The sequence below is a fragment of the Streptomyces sp. NPDC101490 genome (genome assembly GCF_044767145.1).
Classification (GTDB): Bacteria; Actinomycetota; Actinomycetes; order Streptomycetales; family Streptomycetaceae; genus Streptomyces.
The window spans coordinates 801917-827385 of sequence record NZ_JBIWNI010000002.1 but is presented as its reverse complement, the minus strand read 5'-3'; the positions used below and the strand labels follow the sequence as shown (position 1 = coordinate 827385).

At 74.6% G+C, this 25469-nt stretch carries 23 protein-coding genes; 14 read left to right on the top strand and 9 right to left on the bottom strand.

All coding sequences use genetic code 11. The features are described 5' to 3' along the window. Positions 1-163: 163 nt before the first annotated feature. A complete protein-coding gene (gene sigJ / locus ACIRQY_RS07550; protein WP_403922808.1) occupies positions 164-1099 on the bottom strand; it encodes an RNA polymerase sigma factor SigJ in 936 nt (311 codons plus the stop codon). 272 nt (positions 1100-1371) lie between these two features. Here sigJ and ACIRQY_RS07545 point away from each other — a divergent pair, with 272 nt between their 5' ends. Then, positions 1372-1710 carry a hypothetical protein gene (locus tag ACIRQY_RS07545; RefSeq protein ID WP_403922852.1) on the top strand — a complete coding sequence of 113 codons (339 nt, stop codon included), beginning with the start codon at positions 1372-1374 and terminating at the stop codon, positions 1708-1710. Between the two features lie 96 nt (positions 1711-1806). On the opposite strand, the gene ACIRQY_RS07540 is transcribed toward ACIRQY_RS07545, so the two are convergent. Next, complete coding sequence (locus tag ACIRQY_RS07540; protein ID WP_403922807.1) at positions 1807-2493, bottom strand: NADPH-dependent F420 reductase; 687 nt, start codon at positions 2491-2493, stop codon at positions 1807-1809. A 94-nt stretch (positions 2494-2587) separates the two neighbouring features. Here ACIRQY_RS07540 and ACIRQY_RS07535 point away from each other — a divergent pair, with 94 nt between their 5' ends. Next, positions 2588-3037: a winged helix-turn-helix transcriptional regulator gene (locus ACIRQY_RS07535; RefSeq protein ID WP_403922806.1), complete on the top strand. Its 450-nt coding sequence runs from the start codon at positions 2588-2590 to the stop codon at positions 3035-3037. Between the two features lie 164 nt (positions 3038-3201). Here the strand turns inward: ACIRQY_RS07535 and ACIRQY_RS07530 are convergent, their stop codons facing one another. Both ACIRQY_RS07530 and ACIRQY_RS07525 read right to left on the bottom strand, forming a co-directional pair. Continuing rightward, entirely contained in the window at positions 3202-3876 is a 675-nt protein-coding gene (locus ACIRQY_RS07530) for an ABC transporter ATP-binding protein (RefSeq protein ID WP_403922805.1), read from the bottom strand. Further along, on the bottom strand, positions 3873-5051 hold the full coding sequence (locus ACIRQY_RS07525) for an ABC transporter permease (protein WP_403922804.1): 1179 nt from the start codon (positions 5049-5051) through the stop codon (positions 3873-3875). Before ACIRQY_RS07525 ends, ACIRQY_RS07530 begins: the two co-directional genes overlap by 4 nt. A gap of 143 nt (positions 5052-5194) precedes the next feature. Here ACIRQY_RS07525 and ACIRQY_RS07520 point away from each other — a divergent pair, with 143 nt between their 5' ends. The 5 genes from ACIRQY_RS07520 (at position 5195) to ACIRQY_RS07500 (ending at position 8410) form a co-directional block, all read left to right on the top strand. Continuing rightward, complete coding sequence (locus ACIRQY_RS07520; RefSeq protein WP_403922803.1) at positions 5195-5842, top strand: TetR/AcrR family transcriptional regulator; 648 nt, start codon at positions 5195-5197, stop codon at positions 5840-5842. Positions 5843-6070: 228 nt separating this feature from the next. Beyond that, entirely contained in the window at positions 6071-6361 is a 291-nt protein-coding gene (locus ACIRQY_RS07515) for a hypothetical protein (RefSeq protein WP_403922802.1), read from the top strand. A 138-nt stretch (positions 6362-6499) separates the two neighbouring features. Continuing rightward, positions 6500-6814, top strand: coding sequence for a DUF2087 domain-containing protein (locus tag ACIRQY_RS07510; RefSeq protein ID WP_351780708.1), 315 nt, complete (start codon positions 6500-6502; stop codon positions 6812-6814). Then, positions 6811-7443 carry a LysE family transporter gene (locus ACIRQY_RS07505; RefSeq protein ID WP_403922801.1) on the top strand — a complete coding sequence of 211 codons (633 nt, stop codon included), beginning with the start codon at positions 6811-6813 and terminating at the stop codon, positions 7441-7443. Before ACIRQY_RS07510 ends, ACIRQY_RS07505 begins: the two co-directional genes overlap by 4 nt. Positions 7444-7486: 43 nt before the next feature. Next, on the top strand, positions 7487-8410 hold the full coding sequence (locus tag ACIRQY_RS07500; RefSeq protein ID WP_403922800.1) for a hypothetical protein: 924 nt from the start codon (positions 7487-7489) through the stop codon (positions 8408-8410). 129 nt (positions 8411-8539) lie between these two features. Here ACIRQY_RS07500 and ACIRQY_RS07495 read toward each other — a convergent pair whose 3' ends face one another. Together ACIRQY_RS07495 and ACIRQY_RS07490 are read right to left on the bottom strand one after the other, a co-directional pair. Continuing rightward, entirely contained in the window at positions 8540-9034 is a 495-nt protein-coding gene (locus ACIRQY_RS07495; protein WP_403922799.1) for an RICIN domain-containing protein, read from the bottom strand. Positions 9035-9486: 452 nt separating this feature from the next. Continuing rightward, on the bottom strand, positions 9487-11811 hold the full coding sequence (locus ACIRQY_RS07490; protein ID WP_403922798.1) for a VCBS repeat-containing protein: 2325 nt from the start codon (positions 11809-11811) through the stop codon (positions 9487-9489). 406 nt (positions 11812-12217) lie between these two features. Between ACIRQY_RS07490 and ACIRQY_RS07485 the strand changes: the two genes are divergently transcribed. Beyond that, positions 12218-13738: a glycosyl hydrolase family 18 protein gene (locus ACIRQY_RS07485; RefSeq protein WP_351781145.1), complete on the top strand. Its 1521-nt coding sequence runs from the start codon at positions 12218-12220 to the stop codon at positions 13736-13738. A gap of 238 nt (positions 13739-13976) precedes the next feature. Here ACIRQY_RS07485 and ACIRQY_RS07480 read toward each other — a convergent pair whose 3' ends face one another. Then, a complete protein-coding gene (locus ACIRQY_RS07480; protein ID WP_403922797.1) occupies positions 13977-15086 on the bottom strand; it encodes a WXG100 family type VII secretion target in 1110 nt (369 codons plus the stop codon). A 254-nt stretch (positions 15087-15340) separates the two neighbouring features. Beyond that, positions 15341-16105, bottom strand: a complete 765-nt coding sequence (locus ACIRQY_RS07475) for a PIG-L deacetylase family protein (protein ID WP_351780720.1) — start codon at positions 16103-16105, stop codon at positions 15341-15343. Positions 16106-16261: 156 nt separating this feature from the next. Here ACIRQY_RS07475 and asnB point away from each other — a divergent pair, with 156 nt between their 5' ends. The 6 genes from asnB to ACIRQY_RS07445 all read left to right on the top strand — a co-directional run bounded on the left by asnB (position 16262) and on the right by ACIRQY_RS07445 (position 24057). Then, complete coding sequence (gene asnB / locus ACIRQY_RS07470) at positions 16262-18070, top strand: asparagine synthase (glutamine-hydrolyzing) (protein WP_351780721.1); 1809 nt, start codon at positions 16262-16264, stop codon at positions 18068-18070. A 130-nt stretch (positions 18071-18200) separates the two neighbouring features. After that, positions 18201-19517, top strand: a complete 1317-nt coding sequence (locus tag ACIRQY_RS07465; protein ID WP_403922796.1) for a hypothetical protein — start codon at positions 18201-18203, stop codon at positions 19515-19517. A gap of 91 nt (positions 19518-19608) precedes the next feature. Further along, the gene (locus ACIRQY_RS07460; RefSeq protein WP_351780725.1) at positions 19609-20355 is read left to right on the top strand and encodes an SDR family oxidoreductase; all 747 of its coding nucleotides are present in this window, start codon (positions 19609-19611) and stop codon (positions 20353-20355) included. A 100-nt stretch (positions 20356-20455) separates the two neighbouring features. After that, on the top strand, positions 20456-22021 hold the full coding sequence (locus ACIRQY_RS07455; protein WP_351780727.1) for a class I tRNA ligase family protein: 1566 nt from the start codon (positions 20456-20458) through the stop codon (positions 22019-22021). A gap of 314 nt (positions 22022-22335) precedes the next feature. Next, on the top strand, positions 22336-23640 hold the full coding sequence (gene mshA, locus ACIRQY_RS07450; RefSeq protein WP_403922849.1) for a D-inositol-3-phosphate glycosyltransferase: 1305 nt from the start codon (positions 22336-22338) through the stop codon (positions 23638-23640). Between the two features lie 216 nt (positions 23641-23856). Continuing rightward, entirely contained in the window at positions 23857-24057 is a 201-nt protein-coding gene (locus ACIRQY_RS07445) for a hypothetical protein (RefSeq protein ID WP_351780729.1), read from the top strand. Between the two features lie 254 nt (positions 24058-24311). Here the strand turns inward: ACIRQY_RS07445 and ACIRQY_RS07440 are convergent, their stop codons facing one another. Continuing rightward, a complete protein-coding gene (locus tag ACIRQY_RS07440; protein WP_403922795.1) occupies positions 24312-25364 on the bottom strand; it encodes a LuxR C-terminal-related transcriptional regulator in 1053 nt (350 codons plus the stop codon). Positions 25365-25469 lie beyond the last annotated feature (105 nt).

The window sequence follows — 25469 nt, the reverse complement described above, 5'->3', positions numbered from 1 at the left end:
GGCCCTTGACGCACAGGGGTGTCCCGGATCCCTCGGGCAGGCCGGAAGCCGTGGCGCCGCAGGGACTCCGCAGGGAGGCCTTGTGGCTCCGCCCGACCGGTGCGGGCCTTCCCCGGCGGAGGGGCTCAGGACGGCTCGGTCTGCCTCCGGGGCCCGTTGTCCTTCACCGGACCCCGGGCTCGTACGGTGCCCCCGGCCCACCGGCCGGTGTGGTCCACGCCGTCAGTTTCTCCGGGTTGCGGACCGCCCAGATGCGGGTCACCCGGCCGTCGCCGTCCAGGGCGAAGGCCGCCACCGTCACCACGTCGGTGCCGTGCTGGGCGACCAGGCCCGGGCGGCCGTTCACCGTGCGTTCCAGGAGGGTCAGGCCGGGGGCCTTGCCCGCGATGAAGACGAGGTACTCCGCGATGCGGCGGGCGCCGACCAGCGGGCGGAGCGCCGTCCCCACGAGACCGCCGCCGTCGGCCGTCATCACCGCGTCCGGGTCCAGCAGGCCGACCACCGCCCCGATGTCCTTCGCCTCCCACGCCTCCTTGAAACGCCTTACCGCGGCGGCCTGTTCGGCATCCGGCCGGGACGCCGTCCGCTCCCCGCGGACCCGCCGCCGGGCCGACGCGGCGAGCTGGCGGCAGGCCGCGGGCGTACGGCCCACGATCCCGGCGATCTCCGGGAACGGATAGCGGAAGACGTCGTGCAGGACGAACGCCACCCGCTCCGCCGGGGTCATCGACTCCAGGACCACCAGGAACGCCATGCCCACCGACTCGTCCAGGGCCACCCGGTCCGCCGGATCGGCCCCGCCGCTCCCGCCCCACTCCGTACGGTCCGGCAGCGGCTCCGGTATCCACGCGCCCACGTACCGCTCCCGCCGCACGCGCGCCGAGCCGAGCAGGTCCAGGCAGATCCGCCCCGCCACGGTCGTCAGCCATGCCCCGGGCGACTCCACGGCCGCCCGCCGCGCCGGAGTCAGGGCGTACCAGCGGGCGTACGTCTCCTGCACCGCGTCCTCCGCCTCGGTCAGCGAACCGAGCAGCCGATAGGCGATGCCGGTCAGCCGGGACCGCTCCCCGGCGACCGCCCCGGAGTCCTGGATGCGCATGACGTCCGCCCCCCGCTCGTCCCGCCCGAGGCGCGCGCGGCGCACCTCGCCTCACACTTCGCGGGCCTGTTTCGTCAGACAGGCGAGACAGTACCGAGCGACCGCCGCACGGCGGGACGAGGGGGCGAACGATGTCCGTACCGATGACGAACGGGACGACGAGCGGGACGATCACGGGGGCGGGAGGCGGGGACGCGAGCCGTACGGGCGGGGTCACGGGCCGTACGGGCGGGGTCACGGGCCGTACGGGCGGGTGGCCCGCCTTCGTCCGGGTGGCGGTGGTGCTCCAGACCGTCGCCCTGTTGTTCCAGGCGGTGACGGCGGGCCTGCTGCTGTCCGCCTCGTACGGGGAGACGCTCCACGGGGTGGGTGCCCGGGTCATGTACGGGGCGTCGATGCTGTACCTGCTGGCCGCCGTCCTCGCCTGGCGGCCGGGCGGCGGTTCACCCCGTCCGATCGCCCACGCGACCGTCCTCCTGCTGCTCGCCTCCCTCCAGGTGGTCCTGGGCATCGCCCACGTCCCCTCGGTCCATGTCCCCCTGGGCGTCCTGATGTTCACGCTCAGCGTGCTCGATCTGGTGGGGGTGCCGGGCCGTCGCGCACGGCCGTGAGGGCGCGGGTCCGGGGGAGCGGCCGACGAACGGACACCTTCTCCCTTACGGGCCTTGGCCGTACGCCTGGACGGCCACCTCCACGGTCCTCCCCGGCTACGGGCGTCCGGTCCCGCCCGCCCCCGGCGCCCGGTCGCCGACCGGTCCCGACGCGTACGCCAGCGGGGGCGCGATCGACCGGACGTCCGCGCCCTCCCCGACCCACAGCCCGATGAACAGCGTGGCGGTCGCCTCCAGCAGGCCCGCGCGGTCCAGGCCGCCGCCGGACACCGGCGCGCAGCCCGTGTCCACGACCAGCTCGTGGACGCGGGCGAGGGCCGCCGGGTCGTCCCCGCAGACCGGCACCGCCAGCGGGGACCCCTCGAAGACCGGGGGCCGCATCCGCCACACGTCCTCGTGGCACAGGTTGAACGCCTTGACCACCCTGGCCCCCGGCGCGGCCTCCGCCAGCCGCCGCGCCGCCGACGGGCCGCCCTCGGTCAGCAGCCGGAAGCCGGGCCCGACCGGGTTGGAGCAGTCGAGCAGCACCCGCCCGTCCAGGGGGCCGCGCAGCTCCCGCACCACCTCGGCCCCGGCCCCGTACGGCAGCGCCGCGAGGACCACCTCGCCGGACCCGGCCGCCGCCCGGAGCCCGGCGGGCCGCGCGCCCCCGCCCAGGCGCGCCGCGAGCCGTTCCGCCGCGCGCGGGTCGCGTCCCCCGACCGTCACCTCGTGCCCGGCCCGCACCCAGTGCGCGGTGAGCGCGTCCGCCATGTTCCCCGTGCCCAGTACGCCGATCCTCATCGCGTTCTCCCTCCGCCCCTGAACTTCCTTGTGGGGCTGCCTGGTTCGGCTGTCCGTACCGACGCTAGGGAGTGGCTCGGGCACCATTCGGTACGTGACCCCCGACGCCTCCCTCGAACCCGAACCCGATCCCGACGCCTCCCCCTTCCTCGCCGACTGCCGGGCCCGGCTCGCCTTCGACCTGCTCGCGAACACCTGGAACGCGGTGGTGCTGTGGGCGCTCCGCGACGGGCCCCGCCGTCCGGTCGAGCTGCGGGAGCGGATCGGCGGCATCAGCTCCAAGGTCCTCACCGAGACCCTGCGCAGGCTCGGGGACAGCGGTCTGGTCGAGCGTCGGCCCCATCCCGGTCCACCACCCCGGGTCGCGTACGAACTCACCGCTCTGGGCCGTACGTTGCTGGGCCCGATCGGAGCCGTGGGCGCCTGGGCCTTCGAGCACGGCGACGAGGTCATGACCGCGCGGGAGGCGGCTTGCGCGGCCGGGCGGGGGCCCGGGCGGGAGGGTGAGCGGGGGAGCGGGCCGGGGCCGGGGGCGGGCCGGTAGCCGGGTCGGTCGCCGCCGGGTCGGGGTCCCGGGGGCGTATCCCTGCCTGGGAGGGAGGGAGGGAGGGAGGGAGGGGTACGGGGGCCGAGGCCCGGCTCGTGCCGCGCCCTTGTCCCCGTACCTCCGCCCCCGTACCTCCGCCCCCGTACCTCCGTCCCCCGCGTTCAGGCCGTGGTCTGCCGGGTCTCGGCTCCCATGGTCACCGTCGTGTCCGCCGCCGCCGTGACCACCGGGTCGTGGGTCGCCACCACCGTCACACAGCCGTGCTCGTGCGTGGTGCGGGCGATCAGGGCGGTGAGTTCGTCCGCGCGGGTCCGGTCGACGGCCGCCGTCGGCTCGTCCACCAGGAGCAGTTCGGGCTCCAGGAGGAGGGCGCGGGCCAGGGCGACCCGCTGGCGTTCGCCGCCGGAGAGCTGGTCCGGGCGGTGGGACCCGCGATGTCCGAGCCCGACCTCTTCGAGGAGCGCGCGGGCCCTCGGGCGCAGGGCGCGCGGGCTGCGACCGGTCAGCGAGAGGGCGGCGAGGAGCTGTTCCTCGGCGGTCAGCCCGGTGAGCAGGTTGCCGCTCTGGAAGACGTATCCGACGCGCTCCCGGCGGGCGCGGGCCCGCTCCCGGTCGGTGAGCGCGGCGAGATCGGTGCCGTTGAGGAGGACCTGCCCCGCGTCCGGCCGGAGCAGCGCCCCGGCGACCGCGAGCAGCGTCGACTTGCCCGAGCCCGAGGGGCCGACGAGCGCGGTGAGCGCGCCCGGCGAGAAGCGCGCGTCGAGACCGCGCAGGGCGGTCGTACGGGACTCGCCCCGGCCCAGGGTGACGGTCACGTCATGGAGGTGGAGGCTCATCGTCCGGCTCCCAGCAGGGTCATCGGGTCGACGGTGGCGACCCGTCGCAGGGTGAGGGCGGAACCGGCGAGGCCGACCACGGCGACCGCCAGCATGGTGGCCGCGAGCGTTCCGGCGGGCAGGCTGAACGGCACCTGCTCGCCGACGAGCAGACCGACCCCGGCCGAGAGGGCCGCGCCGACGACGGTGCCGGTGGAGACGACCACCGCCGCCTGCGCGAGGGTGTGACCGAGGAGTCTGCGCCGGGAGGCGCCCATCGCGCGCAACAGGGCCAGTTCCGGGGTGCGTTGGACGGTCCACACGGCGAAGAAGGCGCCGACGACGAGCGGCGCGATCAGGAACAGGAACGTCTGGATCGACGTCATCGTCAGCCGCTCGCCGTCATAGCCGGGGGCGGCGGCGAAGGCGGTCTCCAGGGGGACGGTCGTGGTGCCGTGGCGCCGGTCGGCGTCGGCGAGCGCGTCGGCGTCGGTGCCCTCGGGGAGCCGTAGGGCCACGGCGCTGTACTGGGCAGGGAGCCCGGCGGGGGCGGCCGACGCGGCTTCCGGGGCGGCCGACGGGGCTCCGGCTCCCGGGGTGGCCGACGCCGCTCCGGGGGCGGTGAAGCGGACGCGCCGCCAGGTGTCGGCCGTCATGTAGGCGACGGGCACGTGCCCGTACGAGGAGCGGCCGGTGGCGCCGACGACGTGCAGCCGGATGCCGAGCCGGTCCACGACGAGGGTGTCGCCGATCCGGACGCCCTCGTCGAGGAGCTGACGGGAGACGACGACGCCGTCCGGGCGCGCGGGGTCGAGCCGTCCGCCGTCGTCGGCGCCGGGGTCGGTGAAGGCGCCGGGCACGACCCCGAACGCGGCGAGGTCGACCTCGGTGCCCCGGCCGGTGGTGCCGCGCGTGATGGTCACGCCCAGCGGGGTGGCCTCGGCGCCGTCCTCCCGGCCCCAGTCCCCGGCGGTACGGGCGTCCACCAGGCCCCGGGCGAACTGGTCGGAGTCCGAGCCGGAGGCGAAGGCGACATGGGTGGCGGGCAGGCGGCGCAGGGCGGAGACGGTGTCGTCGCCGAGGCCGGTGGTGAAGCCGGAGACGATGCCGACGAGGGCGGCGACCAGGACGACGACGCTGCCCATCAGCAGGAAGCGGCCCCGGGCCGCTCTCAGTTCCAGCAGGGCGAGGAACACGGTGTTCCCTCCTCCAGTGATCTTTCAGGGGGCTGATCTTCCAAGGGGCCGTCCCCATGATGGGGACGCAGCGTCTCTAAGATAGAAGATGGCGACGCTGCGTCTCCAAGGGGGGTCCCACAGCGCGCCCCTAGACTTGGCCCGTGCCCAAGATCCACGCCGCCACGGTCGCCGACCACCGCTCCCAGCAGCGCGCCGCACTGCTCGGAGCGGCCCGCGAGATCCTTGAGGAGGGCGACGCCTCCCGGGTGACCTTCGCCGAGGTCGCCCGCCGCACCGGGCTCGCCCGCAACAGCGTCTACAAGTACTTCCCCGACCGGCACCACCTGCTGACCGCCGTCGTCCAGGAGGCCGCGCCCCGCTGGACGGACCGCATCCGCACGGCCCTCGCCGCCGCCGGGGACAGCCCCGGGGAACGCGTCGCCGCGTACGTCACCGCTCAGCTCCTGATGGTCCGCGACGGCGAACACCGCATCGCCCGCGCCGTCGCCGACGAGCAGGACGCCGCCGCCCTGCGCGCGGGCGCCGACACCGCCCACCGGGCCCTCCTCGCCCCCCTCGTCGACGCCCTCCGCGACCTCGGCGACGACGACCCGCTCCTCACCGCCCGCTTCCTCCAGGGCTTCGTCAACGCCGCCACCACCGCCCTGGAGAACGGCGCGGACTGGACCGCCGTCACCGACCGCGCCGTCCGCCTCGCCGTCGCGGCCCTCGGCGGCCTCACGACGGGCCCGGTCGCGCCGCCCACGGGCCCGCCCGCGTCTCCGGCGGAGGGGCGCGCGGGGGAGTAGGGCCGCCGTCCCCGCCCGTGCGGGGCCCGCCGCCCTCGCTCGTTCGGAGCCCGCAGCCTCCGCCCGTTCGGGGTCCGCCGCCTTCGCCCGTCCGTGGTCCGCTGCCCCCGCCCGTTCGGGCCCACCGGCCTCGCCCGTTCGGGGTCCGCCGCCGTGCGGCCCGCCCCGGCGCCTGCTGAGCTGGACGCGATTCCCGTACCCGCGTCCCCCCACCCCCAGGAGCAGGGCATGGCCGTCATCGTCACAATCGAGATCCCCGGCGGCACCCGGGAGCAGTACGAGAAGACGACCCGGAGCCTCGGAGAGACCGACTGGTTCCCGCCCGCCGGGCTCCTCGCGCACGCCGCGGGACCCGACGGCGACGGCGGATGGCGGATCGTCGACTTCTGGGAGTCCGAGGACGAATTCCTCGCCTTCATGGAGAAAGGCAGGCCCGTCTTCGAACGCGAAGGCGTCCGTACGGTCCTGCCGACCGTCCAGGAGGCGACCCACGTCATGGTGCGGCCCGCACCGAACTGAAAATCCTTCGTGCTGAACCCCTTCGTGGCCCGCGCCGAACCGAACCCTCGTGGCCCGCACCGAAAGGAACCCTTCGCGGCCCGCGCCGGACTGAAAACCCTTTGCGGGGCGGGCCCGTGACCGGCACGCTTCTCGACCATGACCAGCACCTCCTCACCCGCCCGCCCCGTCGCGGACCTGTTCGCCGCCGACGGGCGCCTCAAGGCGGTCCCGCGCCGCCCGGCCCGCCGCGAGGCGCTCCTCGCGCACCTCGCCGAGACCCTCTTCGAGACCGGCCGCGACTACCGCGAACCCGAGGTCAACGAAGCCCTCATGGGCGTGCACGCCGACTACCCGGCCCTCCGCCGGTACCTCGTCGAGGGCGGCTTCCTCTCCCGTACGAAGGACGGCTCCGCCTACCGCCGACAGCAGCGCTCCGACTCCCCCGCAGGCACGGTCCCCGCCGTCGCGTGACCGGGCCGGTCACGGCGGGCCTGCTCGCCGGATACGGCATCGCGATCCCGGTCGGCGCCGTCGGCGCGCACCTGGTGGCCGTCACGGCCAGGACCGGCTGGCGCACCGGCGCCGGGGCCGCCCTCGGCGTCGCCACGGCGGACGGGGCCTACGCGCTCCTCGCCGTCGCGGGGGGCGCCGCCCTCGTCCCGCTGCTCGTCCCCGTCATGGACCCGCTCCGCTGGGCCTCCGCGCTGCTGCTCACCGCCCTCGCGCTGCGGTCCGCGCGGACGGCGTGGAACGCGTACCGCACGGGCGGCGCGGCCTCCCGCGACGACGGCACGGCCCCGACCGCCGCCCGCGCCTACCTCGCCTTCCTGGGGATCACGCTCCTCAACCCCATGACGGTGGTCTACTTCGCGGCCCTCGTCCTCGCCACCGGCCCCGACACGCCCACCGGGCCGGCCGACAGGACGGCCTTCGTCCTCGCGGCGCTCGCCGCCTCGGCGAGCTGGCAGCTCCTCCTCGCGCTCGGCGGCACCGTCCTCGGCCGCGCCCTGACCGGCCCCCGGGGCCGACTGGCGACGGCCCTCGTGTCGAGCGCCCTCGTCACGGGTCTCGCGGTGCGCCTGGTGACGGGCGGGGACTGACAGTCCCGGGCCCGTTGTCGGAGGCGGTCACTACAGTGCCGCCATGTCGAACGAACAGATCAACTTCGCTTCCGCGCAGGCTCTTTCGGCCGGTGACCCGGCCGGTGACCCGGGCATCGGCCTCGGCCGTGAACTGGGCGTCGTCGGCCCCGGCGCCGGTCCCGGGTCCGGTCCCGGCGGTGAGCCGGGCAACGACCCGGGCTGGGACCGGCTGCTCGCCGAGGGCTTCGCCGCCCTGGTGGGCCGCCCCCTGGAGGAGTACGACACCGGCGCGGTCTACGCCGCCGGGATCGGCGGCAACCTCATGTACGAGACCGACTTCCGGCAGGACCTCGGCTGGGTGCGCCCGGAGGCCCTGAGCGGCGCCGAACCGGTGTTGTGGGACTGCCCCTTGTTCGACGAGGGCGACAAGGTCCCGGCCTTCGACGCGAGCCGCTCGCTCTTCGAGTTCCCCTGGCTCTCCGTCACGGAACCGCTGCTGCCGCCGGGACTCGCCACCGACCTCGCCGCCGTCGAGATCGGGCACGGGATGGTCCGGGGCGCCGATCTTGCCCCGCTGCTCGCCGCGCACGCCGTGGACCTCGCCGACCCCGACCACGCGGGCGCGTGGACCGTGTACCACGCGGTGCTCGTCTCCGACGGCAGCCTCCTGGGCGCCCTGAAGGCGGCCCTCTTCACCGGCGACCGCCCCGAGGACCTGATCGACTTCGGGGTGGAGCCGGACGAGGAGGGCGCGGAGGCGCTCGCCGCCGTCGCGCACGACGGACTCCGCACCCACCTCGGCCACTTCCGCTCCGACGGCGACACCGGCATGGTCATGGTCCTCGAAGAGGGCCTCGTGCCGGGCGTGATGGACGACCTGGGCTGCTCCCCGGTCGCGGGCTGGGAGGACGGCCACGGCCAGATCGACATCGCGGTCCTGCGCCTGAGCGAACGCGTCGCGGGAAGCGCGCCCCGACCGGCCTGAGGCCCGGCCTCCGGGGGCGCCTACCGCCCGGCCGTACCGGGGCCTCAGGGCCGAAGGACCCCGGCGCCCCCGCCCCCGGCGCCCCCGCCCCCGGCGCCCCCGCCCCCGGCGCCCCCGGTCCCGTCGCGCTCAGCGCCAGATCTGGGTGCTGGAGCTGTTGCATGCCCACTGGTTGGCGGTGGCGCCGTTCGCGGTGGAGTCCCCGAGGATCTCCAGACACTTGCCCGAGTTCCCGTTGACCAGGGTGTTCGACGAAGTCCAGTACCAGAGCTGGGTGGTGGAACCGTTGCAGTCCCATTGGTTGGCGAGGGCCCCGTTGGCGGTGGAGTCCCCGCGGATCTCCAGGCACTTGCCCGAGTTCGCGTTGACCAGCGTGCCCCAGCCGTTGAGGTCGGAGCTGTACCAGCGCTGGGTGTTCGAGCCGTTGCAGTCCCACTGGTTGGCGAGGGCCCCGTTGGCCGTGGAGTCGCCCCGGATCTCCAGGCACTTGCCCGAGTTCCCGTTGACCCAGGTGAACGGGCCCGACGCCGCCGAGGCGTCGGCGGACGGGGCGGTGGCGCCACCGACGAGCAGGACCACTCCGGCGGCCAGCGCCATGCTTCCCTTGCCGACGCGTAGGTTCATGTCTCTCCCTCGAGCAGTGGTGGACCGGGGACGGCCGGAGCGGGGGCGCGGGCGGTGCCGGACCGGCGGACGGGACCACGGACCGCCGGTCGTCGGCCGCGCCCCGCCGGCCATCGATCCACTTATCATGTACCTGACCAATCCCCGGGGTGGGTGACGGCCCGCCATTGGCCCGAAACGCGCGAAGACCGGCCGTGAAGGAGCGCTCACCCCGCCCGGCGCGCCCCCGGTCCCTCCGGCGACGCCCGGGCACGGCCGGGTCGCGGGCCGCGGCCTCTTCCCCGTCCGGGGCCGGACGCACGGCGAGCCCACCGGGCCGCGGGCGCCCGTGGCCGGGCTCCCGCGGCGGTGGGCTCGCGGCCGGGCTCCCGCCGTGGTGGTTCGCGGCCGGTGGGCTCGCGGCGTGGCTCCCCGCCGGGCACCCGGCTCGGGCCCGTGGGCCCGGCACCCCGTCAGACGTACAGGTCGTTCACCACCTCCGGCGGCGTGATCAGCGTGCCCACCAGCCAAGGGGCGTGGAACGGGCGCCTCCAGTCGCCGGTTCCCCGGTACAGGGACGCGGAGGGGCCCGATGCCGCGGCGAACAGGTCCGGGCGGCCGTCGAGGTCGCCGTCCCCGGCGCCGACCAGGTGCCTGAACGCGCCCCAGCCGCTGCCGATCCGGGTGCGCGGCGCGAGCGTGCCGTCGCCCTTGCCGAGGTGGAGCCAGAGGACGCCCGCCCGGTCGCGGGCCACCAGGTCACCGGCGGCGCCGCCCGCGAGGTTCCCCACGGCGGTGATGTCGGCGTAGGCCCCCCAGCCGCCGCCGATCCGCTTGCGGGCCGCGAAGGGCGCGTTCACGTCGCCCGTGCCGGGGTGGAGCCAGAGGACTCCGGACCGGTCCGCGGCGAGCAGGTCGGGCCTGCCGTCCCCGGTGACGTCCGAGCCGCCGGTCAGCTTGTCGTACCCGCTCCAGCCGCCGCCGATCCTGGCCCGCGTGGCGAACGGCGTCCGCCCGTCGCCCGTCCCCCGGTACAGCCACAGGACGCCCGCCCGGTCCCGGGCGACCAGGTCCGGGGCGGTCGAACCGCCGAGGTTCCCGGCCGCCTCGATCCGGTCGTAGGCCCCCCAGCCGGAGCCGACGAGCCGCTTCGGGTTCTGGTTCAGCTGCTGGGACCAGGGCCACATCGTGAAGGAGTCGTGGATCCACAGGCGGCCCGTCGTGTCACGGGCCAGCACGTCCGGTGAGCCGTCGCTGTCGTAGTCGTGCGCGCCGGGCTTCCGCGTGACCGTGAACGACCCCGAGGCCCGCAGGTCGGGGCCGATGCCGTTCAGCGGCTTCGCGGTGATCTCCCAGGTGTACGGGCCCGGCGACGCGCCGGTCCACTGGTCGGCGCGGCCCTCCCACAGGAGCTCGCCCCGCCACGCGTAGGTCATGGTGTGCGGGTCGTACACGCCGGTCACGGGCAGCGCGTTCTCGGTGACGTACTCGCCGGTGCGGGTGTTGCGGAGCTTCGCCGTCATCGACACGTTGGTGCGGCTGAGCCGCCAGTTCAGGGTGAACCGGCCGCCGGACCGGTCGAGGTCCAGCGTGGCGGGGACGTTGTGGCCCAGCAGGGTGACCTTGGTCGGCGCGCCCGTGGCGGCGACCCGGGTGGCGACCGGCACACCGCCCGCGCCGGGCTCGATCCGGTACACGCCCTCGCCGCCCGCCACCGTGCCGCCCCGGACCCCGACCGCGTCCCCGGGGGCGTCGAGGCCCTCTACGGCGTGGTCGAGCAGCTTCCGGGTGGCCGTGCCGTACAGGTCGCGGGCCGTCACCGCGTGCTGCGCGCTGACCGAGGTGTCGAGGAGCCCGTCCCTCCTGGCGTACGTCACCCACTTCCCGACCAGGCCGAGCGTGAGGTTGCCCGCGTTAGGGAGGACGATCCGCTGGAGCCTTCCCGTGGCCCGCTCCAGGACCTCGACGACCGTCTCCCGCTCGTTGTGCCGCGTCCAGGCGACATGGGTGGCGGAGAGCACGGGCGAGCTGCTCCCGTACGTGGCGGAGGTCGTCTCCCGGTGCGCGGTGACGCCCGCCGTCCCGAGGTCCACGACCGCCCAGTGGGTCCTGACCGCGCCCGGCCCCGTCCGGTAGGTGACCAGGACGTCGTCGCCCGCGGCCCCGACGGCGAACAGGCTCGTGGCGTCCGTCGGCAGACCGGTCACGGCCCGCCGGGACGGCGCCGCTCCCGCCTCGCCGGGGGAGTACACGTACAGGACCTTGCGGGTGCCTTCGGAGTCGTCGGCGGAGACGAAGACGTGTTCCCGCACGGCCCCGGCGAACTGCCCGTCCGGACCCGCGCTCGTGGTGGACACCTGCTGGACGCTCTCGCCGGTCGTCATGTCCCTGAGCGTGACGAGGTCGCGCCGCTGTTCCACGACCAGATCGGAGTCCCGCGAGCCGAAGACGAAGTGGTTCGGGGGGAAGGTGTACACGCTGCCGTCGGCGAAGCGCGTCCAGCGCGCCACGTTCGCGTCCTCCGCGTCCCAGGACAGGAATCCCGTACGGCCCAGGCTCACGAGGCTGTCACCGGGGCCGAACGCGTCCGCCGGGTCCGCCGCCGCGGGCGCGAGGGCCCGCGCCGGGGCGGTGGTGCCCTCCGCCGTCGCGGCGGTCGCGGTCCCGGTCGTCGCGGCGGTGGCGCTCTCGGTCGTCGCGGCGGTCGCCGTCGCGGTTCCTCCCGAGAGGCCCGCCGTCACCGCGAGCGCGACCAGGACCGCCGTCCCGAGCCGTCGATGTCTTCTTCCGTGGGACAACGCGCCGTACCTCCAGCCGAGTCGGGGTCATGGCGCCGACACGCCACGACCGGATGACTCACGAAGAGGGCGAAGGGTTGTACGGCGGACCCGCCGTCCGGGCGGAGGAACCGGTTCCCCGCGCCGACCGGTCCCCTTCCGCCTCGGGCCCCGTCCCCGCCGGGCCGCACGGGTGGCTCACTGGACCAGTCCCGCGCGCCCGGCGCAACGCGCGAGGCAGGGCCCGCCCCCGGTGGATGCACCACGCACCCATGGCCCAAATTGGTCTAGTCCAAGGTTTGTTCAAGTGCCGCCCAAGTCGTTGACGCGACCCGGCGGCCGGGGTTTCCGTATCCCAACGGCCGTGCGCGACAACGGCGTTGCCGCACCCCTCCCCCGCCCCCCCCACAGTCATTGGATGGCCATGATGAGACGCATGAGGTCGCTCCGCTCCGCCCTCACCGCCGCCGCGACCGCCGTCGCCGCCCTGGGCCTGGCCGCGACCACCACCGCCCCCGCCCAGGCGGCCACCCCGCTCCCCGCCCATGTCTTCGCCCCCTACTTCGAGGCCTGGACCGGGGAGAGCCCCGCCGCCCTCAGCGCCCAGTCGGGCGCCAAGCACCTGACCATGGCGTTCCTCCAGACCGCCGCCAAGGGCTCGTGCACCGCGTACTGGAACGGCGACACCGGCACTCCCGTCGCCCAGTCCTCCTTCGGCGCCGACATCAGGACCATCCAGTCGCGCGGCGGCGACGTCATCCCCTCCTTCGGCGGGTACACGGCCGACACCACCGGCACCGAGATCGCCGACAGCTGCACCGACGTCAACCAGATCGCGGCCGTCTACCAGAAGGTCATCACGACCTACGACATCACCCGGCTCGACATGGACATCGAGGTCGACTCCCTCGACAACACCGCCGGGATCGACCGCCGCAACAAGGCCATCAAGGTCCTCCAGGACTGGGCCGCCGCCAACGGGCGCAAGATCGAGATCTCGTACACCCTGCCGACGACCACCCGGGGCCTCGCCGCCAACGGGGTCGCCCTGCTCAAGAACGCCGTCACCAACGGCGCCAAGGTCGACGTCGTCAACATGATGACCTTCGACTACTACGACAACGCGGCCCACGACATGGCCGCCGACACCAAGACCGCGGGCCAGGGCCTGTACGACCAGCTCGCCAAGCTCTACCCCGCCAAGACCCCCGCCCAGCTCTGGGGCATGGTCGGCATCACCGAGATGATCGGCGTCGACGACTTCGGCCCGGCCGAGACCTTCACCCTCGCCAACGCCCGTACGGTCTACGACTGGGCCGTCGCCAAGGGCATCAACACCCTGTCGTTCTGGGCGCTCCAGCGTGACAACGGCAGCTGCCCGGGTGGCGCCGCCGCCGACAACTGCTCCGGCATCCAGCAGAACACCTGGGACTTCTCCCACATCTTCGCGCCGTTCACCAGCGGCACCACCGCCCCCACCGACGACTTCTCGGTGACCGCGAACCCGGCCGCCGCGACCGTCACGGCGGGCGGCTCCACCACGGCCACCATCGGCACGGCCGTCACCGCCGGTACGGCCCAGACGGTGAACCTCTCCGTCAGCGGTCTGCCCGCCGGGGTCACCGCCGCCCTCAGCCCCGCCTCGGTGACGGCCGGAGGTTCCTCGACCCTCACCGTGAACACCGCCGCGACCACGGTCTCCGGCACCTACCAGATCGTCGTCAACGGGGCGAGCGCCTCGGCCGGTCACGCGGCGGTCCTCACCCTGACCGTCAACGGCGGCGCCACCCAGTGCACCGCCGGGCCGTGGGTGACCTCCTCCGTCTACACCGGCGGCCAGACCGTCTCGCACAAGGGCCACACCTGGAAGGCCAAGTGGTGGACGACGGGCGAGGAGCCCGGCACCACCGGCCAGTGGGGCGTCTGGCAGGACCTCGGCGCCTGCTGACCCGGCCCCCGGCCGCCGCACCGAACGGACCCGCCCCCGGGACTTCCCGGGGGCGGGTCCGCCCGTAGGGGACGTACCCGGGACGTACCCGTAGGGGCGGGCCCTCCGCGGGGAGGGGCGGCGGCCGGGATCCTTACGGGGAGGGGCGTGGCCGCCGGGACCCTTACGGGGGGCGGGCCGCCGGGCTCGTTGCCCCTACGGATACGGGCCGACCACCCGGCTGTGGCCGTACGGGCGGCTACCGCGGCCGGTCGAAGCGCTGCCGGTGGGCGTCCTCCGTCCGCTCCTGGTCCTGCCCCGCCGCGCGGACCGCGTCGCGCAGGGGGCCGGAGAGATGTCGGCCCAGGGCGCGGACGGCACGGTCGAGGTCGTCGAGGAGCGGGGCGAACCCGGCGGCGGCCGAGGCTCCGAGCGAGCCGCTCCGCCGGAGTTCCTCCAGGTCGTGCAGGGCGCGGGACAGCGCGTTCGTGGTCCGGCCGGAGATCCTGTCGGCGATCTCGGAGAGCCGGGTGGCCGCCCGCGCGTGCTCCTGGAAGTCGACGCGGAGACTCCACGGGGTGCCCACCGGAGGCCCGTGTCCCGGCAGTTCGCCGAGCAGCCGGTCGGACGGCAACCGCCCGGCACCGACCACCGCGCCCCCGCCCCCGACGGCCCCACTGCCACTTCCGACGGCTCCGCCGCCGCCTCCGACAACTCCGCCCCCGCCCCCGACGGCTCCGCCGCCCGCCCCGCCTCCGCCCACGATCCCCGTGCCGCCCGTGATGCCGGGGCCCGTGCCGCCCCCGGTCGCGCGGCGCCTGCCCGCCAGGTCGGCCGGGACGTCCGGGAGGCCCGCGACCGCCGGGTCGGCGCGGGCGGCGGTGGCCCGGGCGGCACAGCCGTCGAACGCCTCCGCCTCGATCGACCGGAGTCCGGCGCGGGCGCCCTCCACGGCGTTCCGCCGCGCCGCGTCCAGCGGCGGCCGGATGCTTCCGGGCACGGGGGAGGGCGGCGGGAGGGCGGCGGCGAGGCGGGCGACGGTGTCGCGGGCCGCGTCCTTGTGCACGGCGATCACGTCACCGCAGTTCAGCAGCTCCGAGGCGATCACGACGGCGGCCTCGTTCGTCCGGGCGAAATGGCCCCGGACGCGGGCCCCGTGCGCGGCGAGCGCGTCCGCCGCCTCCCCGCGCCCGCCGGACAGCAGCCGTTGCAGGACCTTGGCGGTGTCCGCGCCGTCGTCCGCGAGGTGGTCCGCGCAGGTGCGCAGACCGGTTCCGGCCCGGCCGGCGGCGTCCTCGTCAGCCGTCGGCCAGGGCAGGCCGTGCTCGTCCATCAGGGCCCGTTCCCCGTGCGTGCGCTCGATCGTCACCGAGTGAACTCCCCCCAGCGGAAGCCGTTTTGGTCGCACACGTTCTCATGGGCCCCCTCGCCCCACAAGGCGCGCGGCGGCCCGCCGGGGGCGTACCGGAGTCGTGTGAAGCGCGCGGGCCACGGCCCGAGGCGCGCGGCCACACGGCCGAGGCGTACGGACACGCAGTCGAGGTGTACGGACACACGACGGAGGCGCACGGGCACGCGGCCCGAGGCGCGCGGTGGTGGTCGGCCCGCGCGCACGGCGTGCCGTCAGTCGATGTGCACGATCTGGAAGGCCTCGGCCATCCGGCCCGGCGGCAGTCCGCCCGCCGTCGCGTGCTCGCCGAGCCAGGTGCGGAGCAGCCCCGCCAGGTCGTCGAAGTGGGCGGTCTGGGAGGTGTGGATGCGCAGTGCCTCGACCTTGCGCTCGAAGACGGGGGTGACGTCCACGTACTGGTTGGGGGTGGGCCCCGTCATCAGCCACAACTCGTGGACCGTCCAGGGCTTGAGGCCCTCGTGCTTGAGGAGTTCGGAGTGGGCGAAGGGGTTGCGGGCCTCGGGGTAGATCGCGCGGAGACAGGCGTCGCCGACGGCACGGTGGTCGGGGTGGAGGTCGGCGACCCGGGACCAGTTGATCTCGGGGGAGGGGATGATGGCCCGCTGCGGCCGTACCTCGCGGATGATCCGGCACAGGTCGCGGCGGAGTGTGACGGACGCCTCGACGAAGCTGTCGGGGTAGCCGAGGAAGCGGACGTCGGCGACTCCGCTGAGCTTGGCGGAGTGGACCTGCTCGGCGCGGCGCAGGTCCGCCATCGCCTGGCGGGGCAGCCGCTCGTCGTAACCACCGGCGCCGCCGTCCGTGACGATGCAGTACGTGACACGGGTGCCGCGCTCGATCCACTGCATGACCGTGCCGCTGACACAGAACTCGATGTCGTCCGGGTGCGCGGCCACGACCAGCAGAGATTCCGGTGCGCCGCGGTCGGGGGCCGTGTCCGCCAGGGCGCTCGTCGCGTGGTCCTCCATGTCCCTCATGGGGCCAGCCTGTGGGGGCGGAGGGGGCGTCGCAAGGTCACGTCGTGGCGTGAACTGGACATGGCACTTACGCGCCATTCAAAAGCTTGGTAGATTCAAATCATTGGGTGCAACGCGTCATGACAGGCAGTGACTTCGGATCAGGAGGCGATCGGCGTGTGCAGAGTTCTCGGCTCCTTCGCCGCAGGGGCGGACCGCCCCGAGCCGGCCCAGCTCGCGGCGGTCTCCGCGCGCCAACGCCACGGCGGGCCCGACGAACACCAGGTGCTCAGCGGGCCCGGCTGGTCCCTCGGCTGCGACCGGCTCGCCGTCACCGACCCCTGCGGCGGACAGCAGCCCTACCGGCTGCCCCACCTCCCCGGCATCCTCGCCGTGCTCAACGGCGAGATCTACAACCACGTCGAGCTGCGCCGGACCCTCGCCGCGCGCGGCCACCGCTTCCCCGACCGCTGCGACGGCACCGTGCTCCCCGCGCTCTACGCCGAGTACGGCCCCGCCTTCGCCGAACACATCGACGGCATGTTCGCCGTCGCCGTCCTCGACCTGCGTCCCGCCAGCACCCAACTCGTCCTGGCCGTGGACGACATGGGCATGAAGCCGCTCCACCTCCACCACGACCCCTACGACGGATCCACCCGCTTCGCCTCCGAGATCCCCGCCCTCCTCGCCTTCGAAGGGGTGCGCATCGCCCCCCGCGAGGACTCCCTCGACACCGTCCTCGCCACCCGTACCTCCTTCTCCGCCCACACCGCGCTCGACGGCGTCAGCGTCCTGCCGCCCGGCGCCACCGCCCTCGTCCGGCCCGGTACGGCGCCCGTCGTCCGCCGCCGGGGCCCCCACCGGGGCGCCGTGCCCGTCGGCGACACCCAGGACGTGCTGCGGCACGAGGTGCGCAGGCTCGCCCAGGCCGAGGTGCCCGTCTGCGCGATCACCAGCGGCGGGCTCGACTCCGGCCTCGTCACCGCGCTCGCCGCCGAGCAGGCCCGGGAGGCCGACGCGCCGCCGCTGCACACCTTCCACCTCACCTACCGGGGCCGGTGGCCCGACTCCGAGGCCGCGTACGCCCGTTCCGTCGCCCGCCGCACCCGGACCGTCCACCACGAGGTCGTGGTCGACCCCGACGAACTCGGCTCCCTCCTCACCCGGACCGTCCGCCACCTGGGGCAGCCCAACGCCGACCCCATCACCCTCTCCACGTACGCGCTGTTCCGCGCCGTCCGCCAGAGCGGCTTCACCGTCGCCCTCACCGGCGACGGCGCCGACGAACTCTTCGGCGGCTACGACCGGATGCGGGAGGCGCTCGCCGCGCCCGCCGGGTCCGACTGGGCCGCGCTCTACACCGACGCCCTGTCCGCCGCCCCCCGACTGCTCCGCGAGCACCTCTACACCGCCAACTACCGTGCCCACATCGCCGATCAGGGCTCCGCGGCCGACCGCATCGAGCAGGAACTGCGCTCCGCCGAGGCCGTCGGCGAGGACCGGCTCACCGCCATGACGGCCTTCGAGACCCGCTGGCGGCTCCCCGCGTACCACCTGCGGCGGGTCGACCACCTCTCCATGGCCTGGGCCGTGGAGGCCCGCCTGCCGTTCTGCCAGCCGTCCGTCGTGGCGCACGCCCGCGGACTTCCGGCGGAGGCGCGGACGGGCAAGCGCGCGCTGTACGAGGCGGGGGCCGAACTGCTGCCCGCCACGGTGCTGCGGCGCCCCAAGCAGCCCTTCACGCTGCCGGTCGCGGCGATGCTCACGCCCGGCAGCCCGCTCCTGGAGACCGTCCGCGAACTCCTCTCCCCGGCCCGGCTCGTCCTCGGCGGGAAGGTCCGCGCGGACCGGGTCCAGAAGCTCCTCGCCCGTCAGCTCGAACGCCCCTCGCGCCACGACGCGCAGGCCCTGTGGGCCCTCGCCGTCCACGAGCTGTGGACGGAGGTGGTCCAGGGCATGCGCATCCCGGTCGGCTGTGCGGCCTGACCACCGGCCTGACCACCGGCCTGACCACCGGCCCGGACCCGCGAGCGGAGTCACGAGCGGGCCCGAGTCCGGGCCTGAGTCCGGACGCGGGTCCGGGCCCGACGCCGGGTCCGGGCCCGATTCCGGGCCGGTGACCACGACCGGGCCCGCGACCACGACCCGGCCCGCCGCACCGAAGGCCCAGGGCCGGAACAGGGCGCCCGCCGGGGCGGCCCGGCCCCCGGGGACGGGCGCCGCCCCGCCACCGGGTCCCCCGCCCCGGCACCTCCCGGCGCCGGACGCGACACTCGGTGCGGCGCCCGGCGAGGCGTCCGGCGCGCCCCCCGCCCAGCCTCTCGGAACGCCCCCCGCCCGGCCCCTCGGAACGCCCCCCTCCCGGCCCCACCGGGCCCCGCCCGGCCCCCACCGGGCCCCCGTCCACCCCACCCCCGTCCGGGCCACCGTCGTCCGGGCGCGGGACGCCCCCGGGCCCACGCTCGTCGTACGGCTCGACCAACTGCCCGCCGGGGCCCTCGCACTCGGGGGCGAACTGGCCCGGCTGCGCCGGGCGCTCGCCGGGACGCCGTACGCACGGCTCAACAAGATCGCCCTGTACGGGCCCGCCGCCCGCCCGGGGCGCGACCTCGACTACCGGTTCGTCCAGGCGCTCCCGGACGGCCGGTTCGACTTCCGCACCGGCTGCGGGCACTCCCTCCTCGCCTGCGTGGTCGCCGAGGGCCGCCCGGGACCCGTCACCGTCCGCGCGGTCACCACCGGCGACACGGTCCTCTGCACACCGGAACCCGGCCCCGTACCGGCGTACGCCACCCCCGGACCCCCGCCCGTACCGCCGTACGGCTCCGGCCCCCCGCCCGCGCTCCCGTACGCCCCCGAGCCCCCGCCCGTACCGCCGCACACCCCCGCCCCCGCCCCCGCCCCCACCGCCCCGCCCCCGTACACCCTGCACTTCCTGCGGCCACCCGGCGCGCCCGGCGGGCTGCCCAGCGGGCGTCCCGTCGACGTGCTCGACGGGACGCCCGTCTCCCTCGTGTCGTACGGCAATCCGTACGTCTTCGTCGACGTCCGGCACCTGGCCGCGCACCGGGGCGACGACGCCCTGCGGGACCGGCTGCTCGCGCTGCGCGCCGAGGCCGCCCGGCTCCTCGGGCACCCGCCGCACTCCGCGCTCCCCAAGATCGCCGCCTTCGGCGCGGGGCCCGGCGGGCTGTCCGTGCGGGCCCTGACCGTCGGCGGCTGGCACCCCCGGCTCGCCCTCACGGGCGCCGCCGCCCTCGCCGCCGCCGGGGCCCTCGACGGCACGGTTGTACCGCCGGTCCACGGCCCCGTGCGCACCCCCGGCGGACCGGTCACGGTGACGGCGGAACCCGACCGGGTGGGGGTGCACCACAAGCGCGCGGACGTGCTCGACAGGCTCGAACTGCCCTGGCGTGTCCACGCAACGGCGTGAACGCGCACCCCTCTCACCAGGTGCGGGGCCGCTTCCCTCTGCCACGCTGAACGGGACCGGCCATCGGTATCCGTGGGGAGAGCAGACACACATGAAATTCGAGAATCTGCGTGTCGTCGTGACCGGAGCGTCCCGCTATTTCGGTCGCGCGCTCGCCGTCGGATTCGCCCATCTCGGCGCCGAGGTCTACGTCTCGGCACGTACCGTCGAGGCCGCCGAACGCACCCGCGCGGAGGTCATGGGTTCCGCCCGCGACCGCATCCACGCCTTCGGCTGTGACCTCAGCAAGCCGTCCGAGATCAGGGAGTTCGCCTCCCGGGTCTCCGAACACACCGACCGCGTCGACCTGTTGGTGAACAACGGGGCCCGCTGGCTCGACGGCATGGACCTGGAGGCGGCCAGCGACGCCGAGATCGTCGAGACGATCGAGTCGACGGCCGGCGGCACGGTCCTCATGGTGAAGCACTTCCTGCCGCTGCTGCGCGGCTCGCTGCGGCCCGACATCGTCAACATGGTCGCCGTCCGCGACGCCGAGGGCGCCTCCGCGGCGACCGCGGGCGCCGCGCACGAGGCCTTCTGGGCGGCGAAGAGCGCCCAGGCCGGATTCGCCGACATCCTCTCGCGCCGCCTGCGGCCGTCCGGAGTCCGCGTCTTCTCCCTCTTCCCGCCCGACTTCTCGATCTCCGACCCGCGCTTCGCGGAATGGGACGGATCGAACCCGGACGGCATAGCACCCGACGAGAAACTGACGACGCAGGCCCTCTTCGAATGCATCGTCTACGCGGTCGAGCAGCCGCGCGACTGCTTCATCAGGTCCTTCCACTTCGAGCCCCGCTGACCCGCACCGCCGACCCGACCCCGCTGGCCGCCCTGCGCCGACAGCGCTCCGCCGACCGCGACCGCTGAAGCCCACCGCACCACAGCGTCAAGGAGGTCCCATGAGCACCCCAGTCTGGATCACCGCGACCCCTCCCGCCACCCACGGCGAGCTGCACATCGGCCACCTCGCGGGGCCGTACGTCGCCGCCGACGTCCTCACCCGCTATCTGCGCGCCGAGGGCGAGGCGGTGCGGTTCACCACCGGCACCGCCGACCACGCCAGCTCCGTCGAGGTCCGGGCGCTGCGCCACCACCGCAAGCCGGAGGAGGTCGCGGAGGGCTACCGGGCCGCGATCACCGCCGACTGGCTGCGGTCCGGCGTGGAGTTCGACCACATCGTGCGCCCGCGCCGCGACAAGGGCTACGGCCGCTGGGTGCAGGACCTCTTCGGGCGGCTGTACGCGCAGGGCGTGATCGCCCCGCGCACCCGGCTGCTGCCCTACTGCGAGCCGTGCGACCGCTGGCTGCACGGGGCGCACGCCACCGGCACCTGTCCGCACTGCGGCGCGGCCAGCGACGGCGGCATGTGCCACGAGTGCGCCCGCCCCAACGACGGCGGCGACCTGATCGCGGCCCGCTGCGCGCTCTGCGACACCCCGGCGGTGGCCCGCCGCTGCCGCAGGCTGTACGTGCCCCTGGAGCCGTTCCGGGAGACCCTCGCGGACTACTGGGCGACGGCGGGCCTGCCGCCCCGGCTCGCGGCGCTGTGCGAGTCGCTCGTCGAGGACGGGCTGCCGGACATCGCGGTCGGCCACCCCGCCGACTGGGGCCTGCCGGTGCCGGTCGAGGGCTTCCCCGAGCACCGGATCGACGGCTGCTTCGAGGCGGCGGCGATGCACCTCTTCGGCTACGACGTGACCGGTCCGCTGCCCCGCCGCGCCATCCACTTCTGCGGCTTCGGGCACGCCTTCTGCCACGCCGTGCTGCTGCCGGTGCTGCTGCTCGCGCAGGACGTGAAGCTGCCGCAGGACTTCAACGTGAACGAGTCGTACGTCATCGAGGAAGGCGTCCGGGAGGGCAACGTCTGGGCGCTGGACCTGCTCACCGAGTACGGCTCCGACACCCTGCGCAGGCACGTCCTGCAGGCCCGTCCGCTGGGCCGCCGCACGGTCTTCCAGCGGGAGCGCCTGGCGGCGGCCAGGCAGGAGCTGGACGAGAACTGGAACAGCTGGCTGGCCCGGCTCTTCGCCGCCGTGCGGGAGGAGTGCGCCGGACTCGCGCCGCAGGCACTGCCCGGCGGCACCGGCTGGGAGGTCCTGGAGCGGCGGCTGCACCGGGGCGTGGACGATCTGCGCGAGGCGTACGGCCCCGACGCGTTCGACCCGCGCCGGGCGGTGGCGGTCCTGGACGAGATGGTCCGGTCGGTGGCCGACTTCGGGTACGTCAACGCGCACGAGCGCTGCCGCCCCAGCACCTCCTGCCGTCATCTTCCCGCGCTGGCGGCCCAGTTGGCGGTGGCCTCGGCCCTGTCGGCGTGGGCGAGGCCGGTGATGCCGGAGGGTTCCGACCGGCTGGCGGCGGCGCTCCAGGTGGCACCGGGGCGGCCGGTCGACTGGCACGCCCTGACCGCGCCCCTGCCGGGGGCCCGGCTCGAACCCCCGTCGGGTCCGGTCTTCGGCTTCTGACCGTCCCCCACGACGGCCCTCAACTACTAAGCCACTAAGTACATACGCGGACATCCGGGTGAAGGGTCTCCGCGTATGTACCGGGCGGGGCCGACCGGATTCGAACAGAGAAATTCGAGAACGAGACCGGAAAACGAGACCGGAACGCAGAAGACCAGAACTGAAAAAAGAACAGAACTGAAGAAGAGCCAGAACGAAGAAGATCACATCAGACCGTTCCCCTTCCCCGCCGCGTGTGTCCGTGCGCGCGAGCGACGCGCGGGGACACCCGCGGCCCCTCTCCCCAGGAGCCCCTCGTGTCCCTGCGCGTCGCCATGCTCAGCGTCCACACCTCCCCGCTCCACCAGCCCGGAACGGGGGACGCGGGCGGGATGAACGTCTACATGGTCGAGCTGGCCCGGGCCCTGGCCGAACAGGGCGCCGAGATCGACCTCTTCACCCGCTGCCGGGGCGAGGACCGTGCTCCGCAGGTCGAACTCGCCCCCGGCGTAAGGGTCCTGCATCTGAACGCCGGTCCCCGCGAGCCGCTGCCCAAGGAGGCCATGCCCGACCTGGTGGTGCCGTTCTCGCTCGCGCTCCTCAAGGAGGAACGCCGCTACGACCTGGTCCACTCGCACTACTGGCTCTCCGGGCAGGCGGGTCGGATCGCCTCGGTCGGCTGGCGCGTCCCGCTGGTGCACACCGCCCACACCCTGGCCCGGGTGAAGAACGCCTCGCTGGCCGCCGGTGACACCCCCGAGCCGGAGCTGCGGGTCCTGGGCGAGCACCAGGTGGTGGCCGCCGCCGACCGGCTGATCGCCAACAGCGCCGACGAGGCGCGGGCGCTGCGCGACCTCTACGGGGCGGAGGAGCCCCGTACCGAGGTCGTCCGGCCCGGGGTCGACCTGCGGACCTTCCACCCGGCGGACGGCAGGGCGGCGGCCCGCGCCCGGCTGGGCCTCCCCGCCGACGCGTTCGTCCCGCTCTACGCGGGCCGCATACAGCCGCTGAAGGGCCCGGACGTGCTCGTGCGGGCCGTGGCCGAACTGCTGGCCGGGGCACCGCACCTGCGCCGCAGGCTCCTCGTGCCGGTGATCGGCGGCCACTCGGGCGCGACCCGGGAGGGCACCGCGTGGCAGCTGGCCCGCGAGCTGGGCGTGACCGATGTGCTGCGGCCCTGTCCGCCGGTGGCCCAGCACGTTCTGGCGGACTGGTACCGGGCGGCGGACGTCCTGGTGGTGCCCTCGCGCAGCGAGTCGTTCGGGCTGGTGGCCCTGGAGGCGCAGGCCTGCGGGACCCCGGTCCTCGCGGCGGCGGTCGGCGGGCTGCCGACGGCGGTGTGGGACGGGGTGACGGGCCGGCTCGTGCACGGCCACGACCCGGTGGAGTACGCCCGGTGGCTGCGGTGGCTCGCGGAGCACCCGGAGGTGGCCGTGACCATGGGGGCGGCGGCGGTCGGCCACGCGCGCGGGATGAGCTGGCGCGCGTCGGCCGCACGGACCGTGGAGGTGTACCGGGCCGCGCTCGCGGAGACGCGCCGGCCGGTCCTTCCCGGGGTGGTGGGGCAGGGGCGGCGGCACGCCCCTGCCCCGGCGGCCCCTCTCTCCTGGAGGAACGAGAAGGCCGTAGCACAAGTCTAGCATCTCTTTTGGTCGAACCAAAGATATGGCGCGCTCCGGATCGGTCAATTCCGTTGTGGAGATGGCGGATTGACGCATCCACGCCATGGCGGGTCCACGCAGAGAGGATCCCTGGATTCGATTCGAACGCCGGGACAGAATAGAGATGTCTTCAGGGAACGCCCGGCGGCACGGGCCCCCAGAAGAGAATTCGACATTCCAAATCCTGGAGGAATCATGTCCGTTGCGCAGAACACCGGAATCCGCAAGGCCGTCCGTCAGCTGCTGGTCGCCATGGTCGCCTGTACCGCCGTCGCCGGAGGCGCCGCCTTCGCCCTCGACTCGGGCAACGCCCCCGTCGCCCCCCAGACCTACGCGGGTGTCGCCGAGGACAACGGCTGGCCGGTCGTCCCCCCGAAGCCGACCCCGACCAACTGACGTACCACCACCGGACATTGACCCGGTAATTCACGCCCCCCCCAAAGGCCCCGCAATCGCTGCCACGATTGTGGGGCCTCGGCATTTCCCGCACGCGAATTCGCCGCTCCGGAGATCCGGAGAGACCGGTCCAGCCGAATCCGGAGGTCCGGTCCGGTCGACTCCGGAGGTCCGGTCCGGTCGAATCCGGAAGTCCGGTCGGGTCGACTCCGGAAGTCCGGTCCGGTCCGGTCCGGTACGGCCGATCCCGGGACTCAGTCCAGCCAGCCGAGCCGCACCGCGCGCGCCCCCGCCTCGAAACGGCTCGTCGCCCCCAGCTCCTGCATCAGCTCCGAGATCATCCGGCTGACCGTCCGCAGCGACACCCCCAGCGTCCGCGCGATCCGCTCGTCCTTCATCCCCGACGCCAGCATGTGCAGGGCCGCCCGCTGCTGCTCCGAGAGCCCGTCGCCGCCCGCCTCCGCCGTCGTCTCGTTCCCGTACGGCGTCGCCGTGTGCCAGCAGTGCTCGTACAGGCTCAGATACGGCCGCACCAGCGCACTGCCCCGCGCCAGGATCGCGCCCTCGCCCGGATCGTCAGGACGGATCGGCACCAGGGCGAACTGCTGGTCCGCGATGATCATGTTCATCGGCACCACCGGCGCCAGCCTGATCTCCACGCCGACCTCCGCGCGCAGCCCCAGGAACTTCTCCATGTACGGGTCCGTGGCCTCCTGCCGGCCGTAGACGGCGCGGACCCGCACCCCGTTGGCGATCTGCCGCCGGTCCCGGTCCAGCATCCGCTCCGGGTTCTGCCGCCCCGGCATCCCCGGGTGCATCGCCGCCGAACTCTCCTGCATCACATCGGTGATGTCCTCGATGGCCTGCTGGATCCTGCGGTAGTCGGTCAGCGCCTCCACATGCGCCTCCGCCCGGGTCAGCGCCTCCGCCCGCAGATAGGACCCTGCCAGGATCTCCAGCGTGCTGTACGCCTCGTCCGCCTCCGCCAGGTGCTCCCGCAGCCGCTCCCGCTCCCGCTCCAGGAGCCGCAGCAGCGCGATCTCCGGATCGATCGCCGCGACCGTGTCCGTCTCGGAACGCCAACTCCCGTCCGCCACCGCCGTCACGGTGGCGTGCGCCTGCCCCGTGGGCACGATGAGGCCCAGTTCCAGCAGCTCGCGGCGACATCGCTCGTACTCCTCCGCCGCAAGACCCAGCTCCCCCCGGACCTCCTCGAAGTCCGAGACGCCCCGGCGGCGCAGTTCCTGATACACGGTCAGCAGGACGTCGGTCGTGCCGTCCCCCCTGTGGTCTCCCGCGGTGACCATGGCGAAGTGACCCCCCTCATCCTCCGAGTCGCCCCCGCCCTCACCCTGTCATACGGCTCGGCGGGAGTCCGTCGTGCGTTGTCTGCACCTACCGTGAAGCAAGAC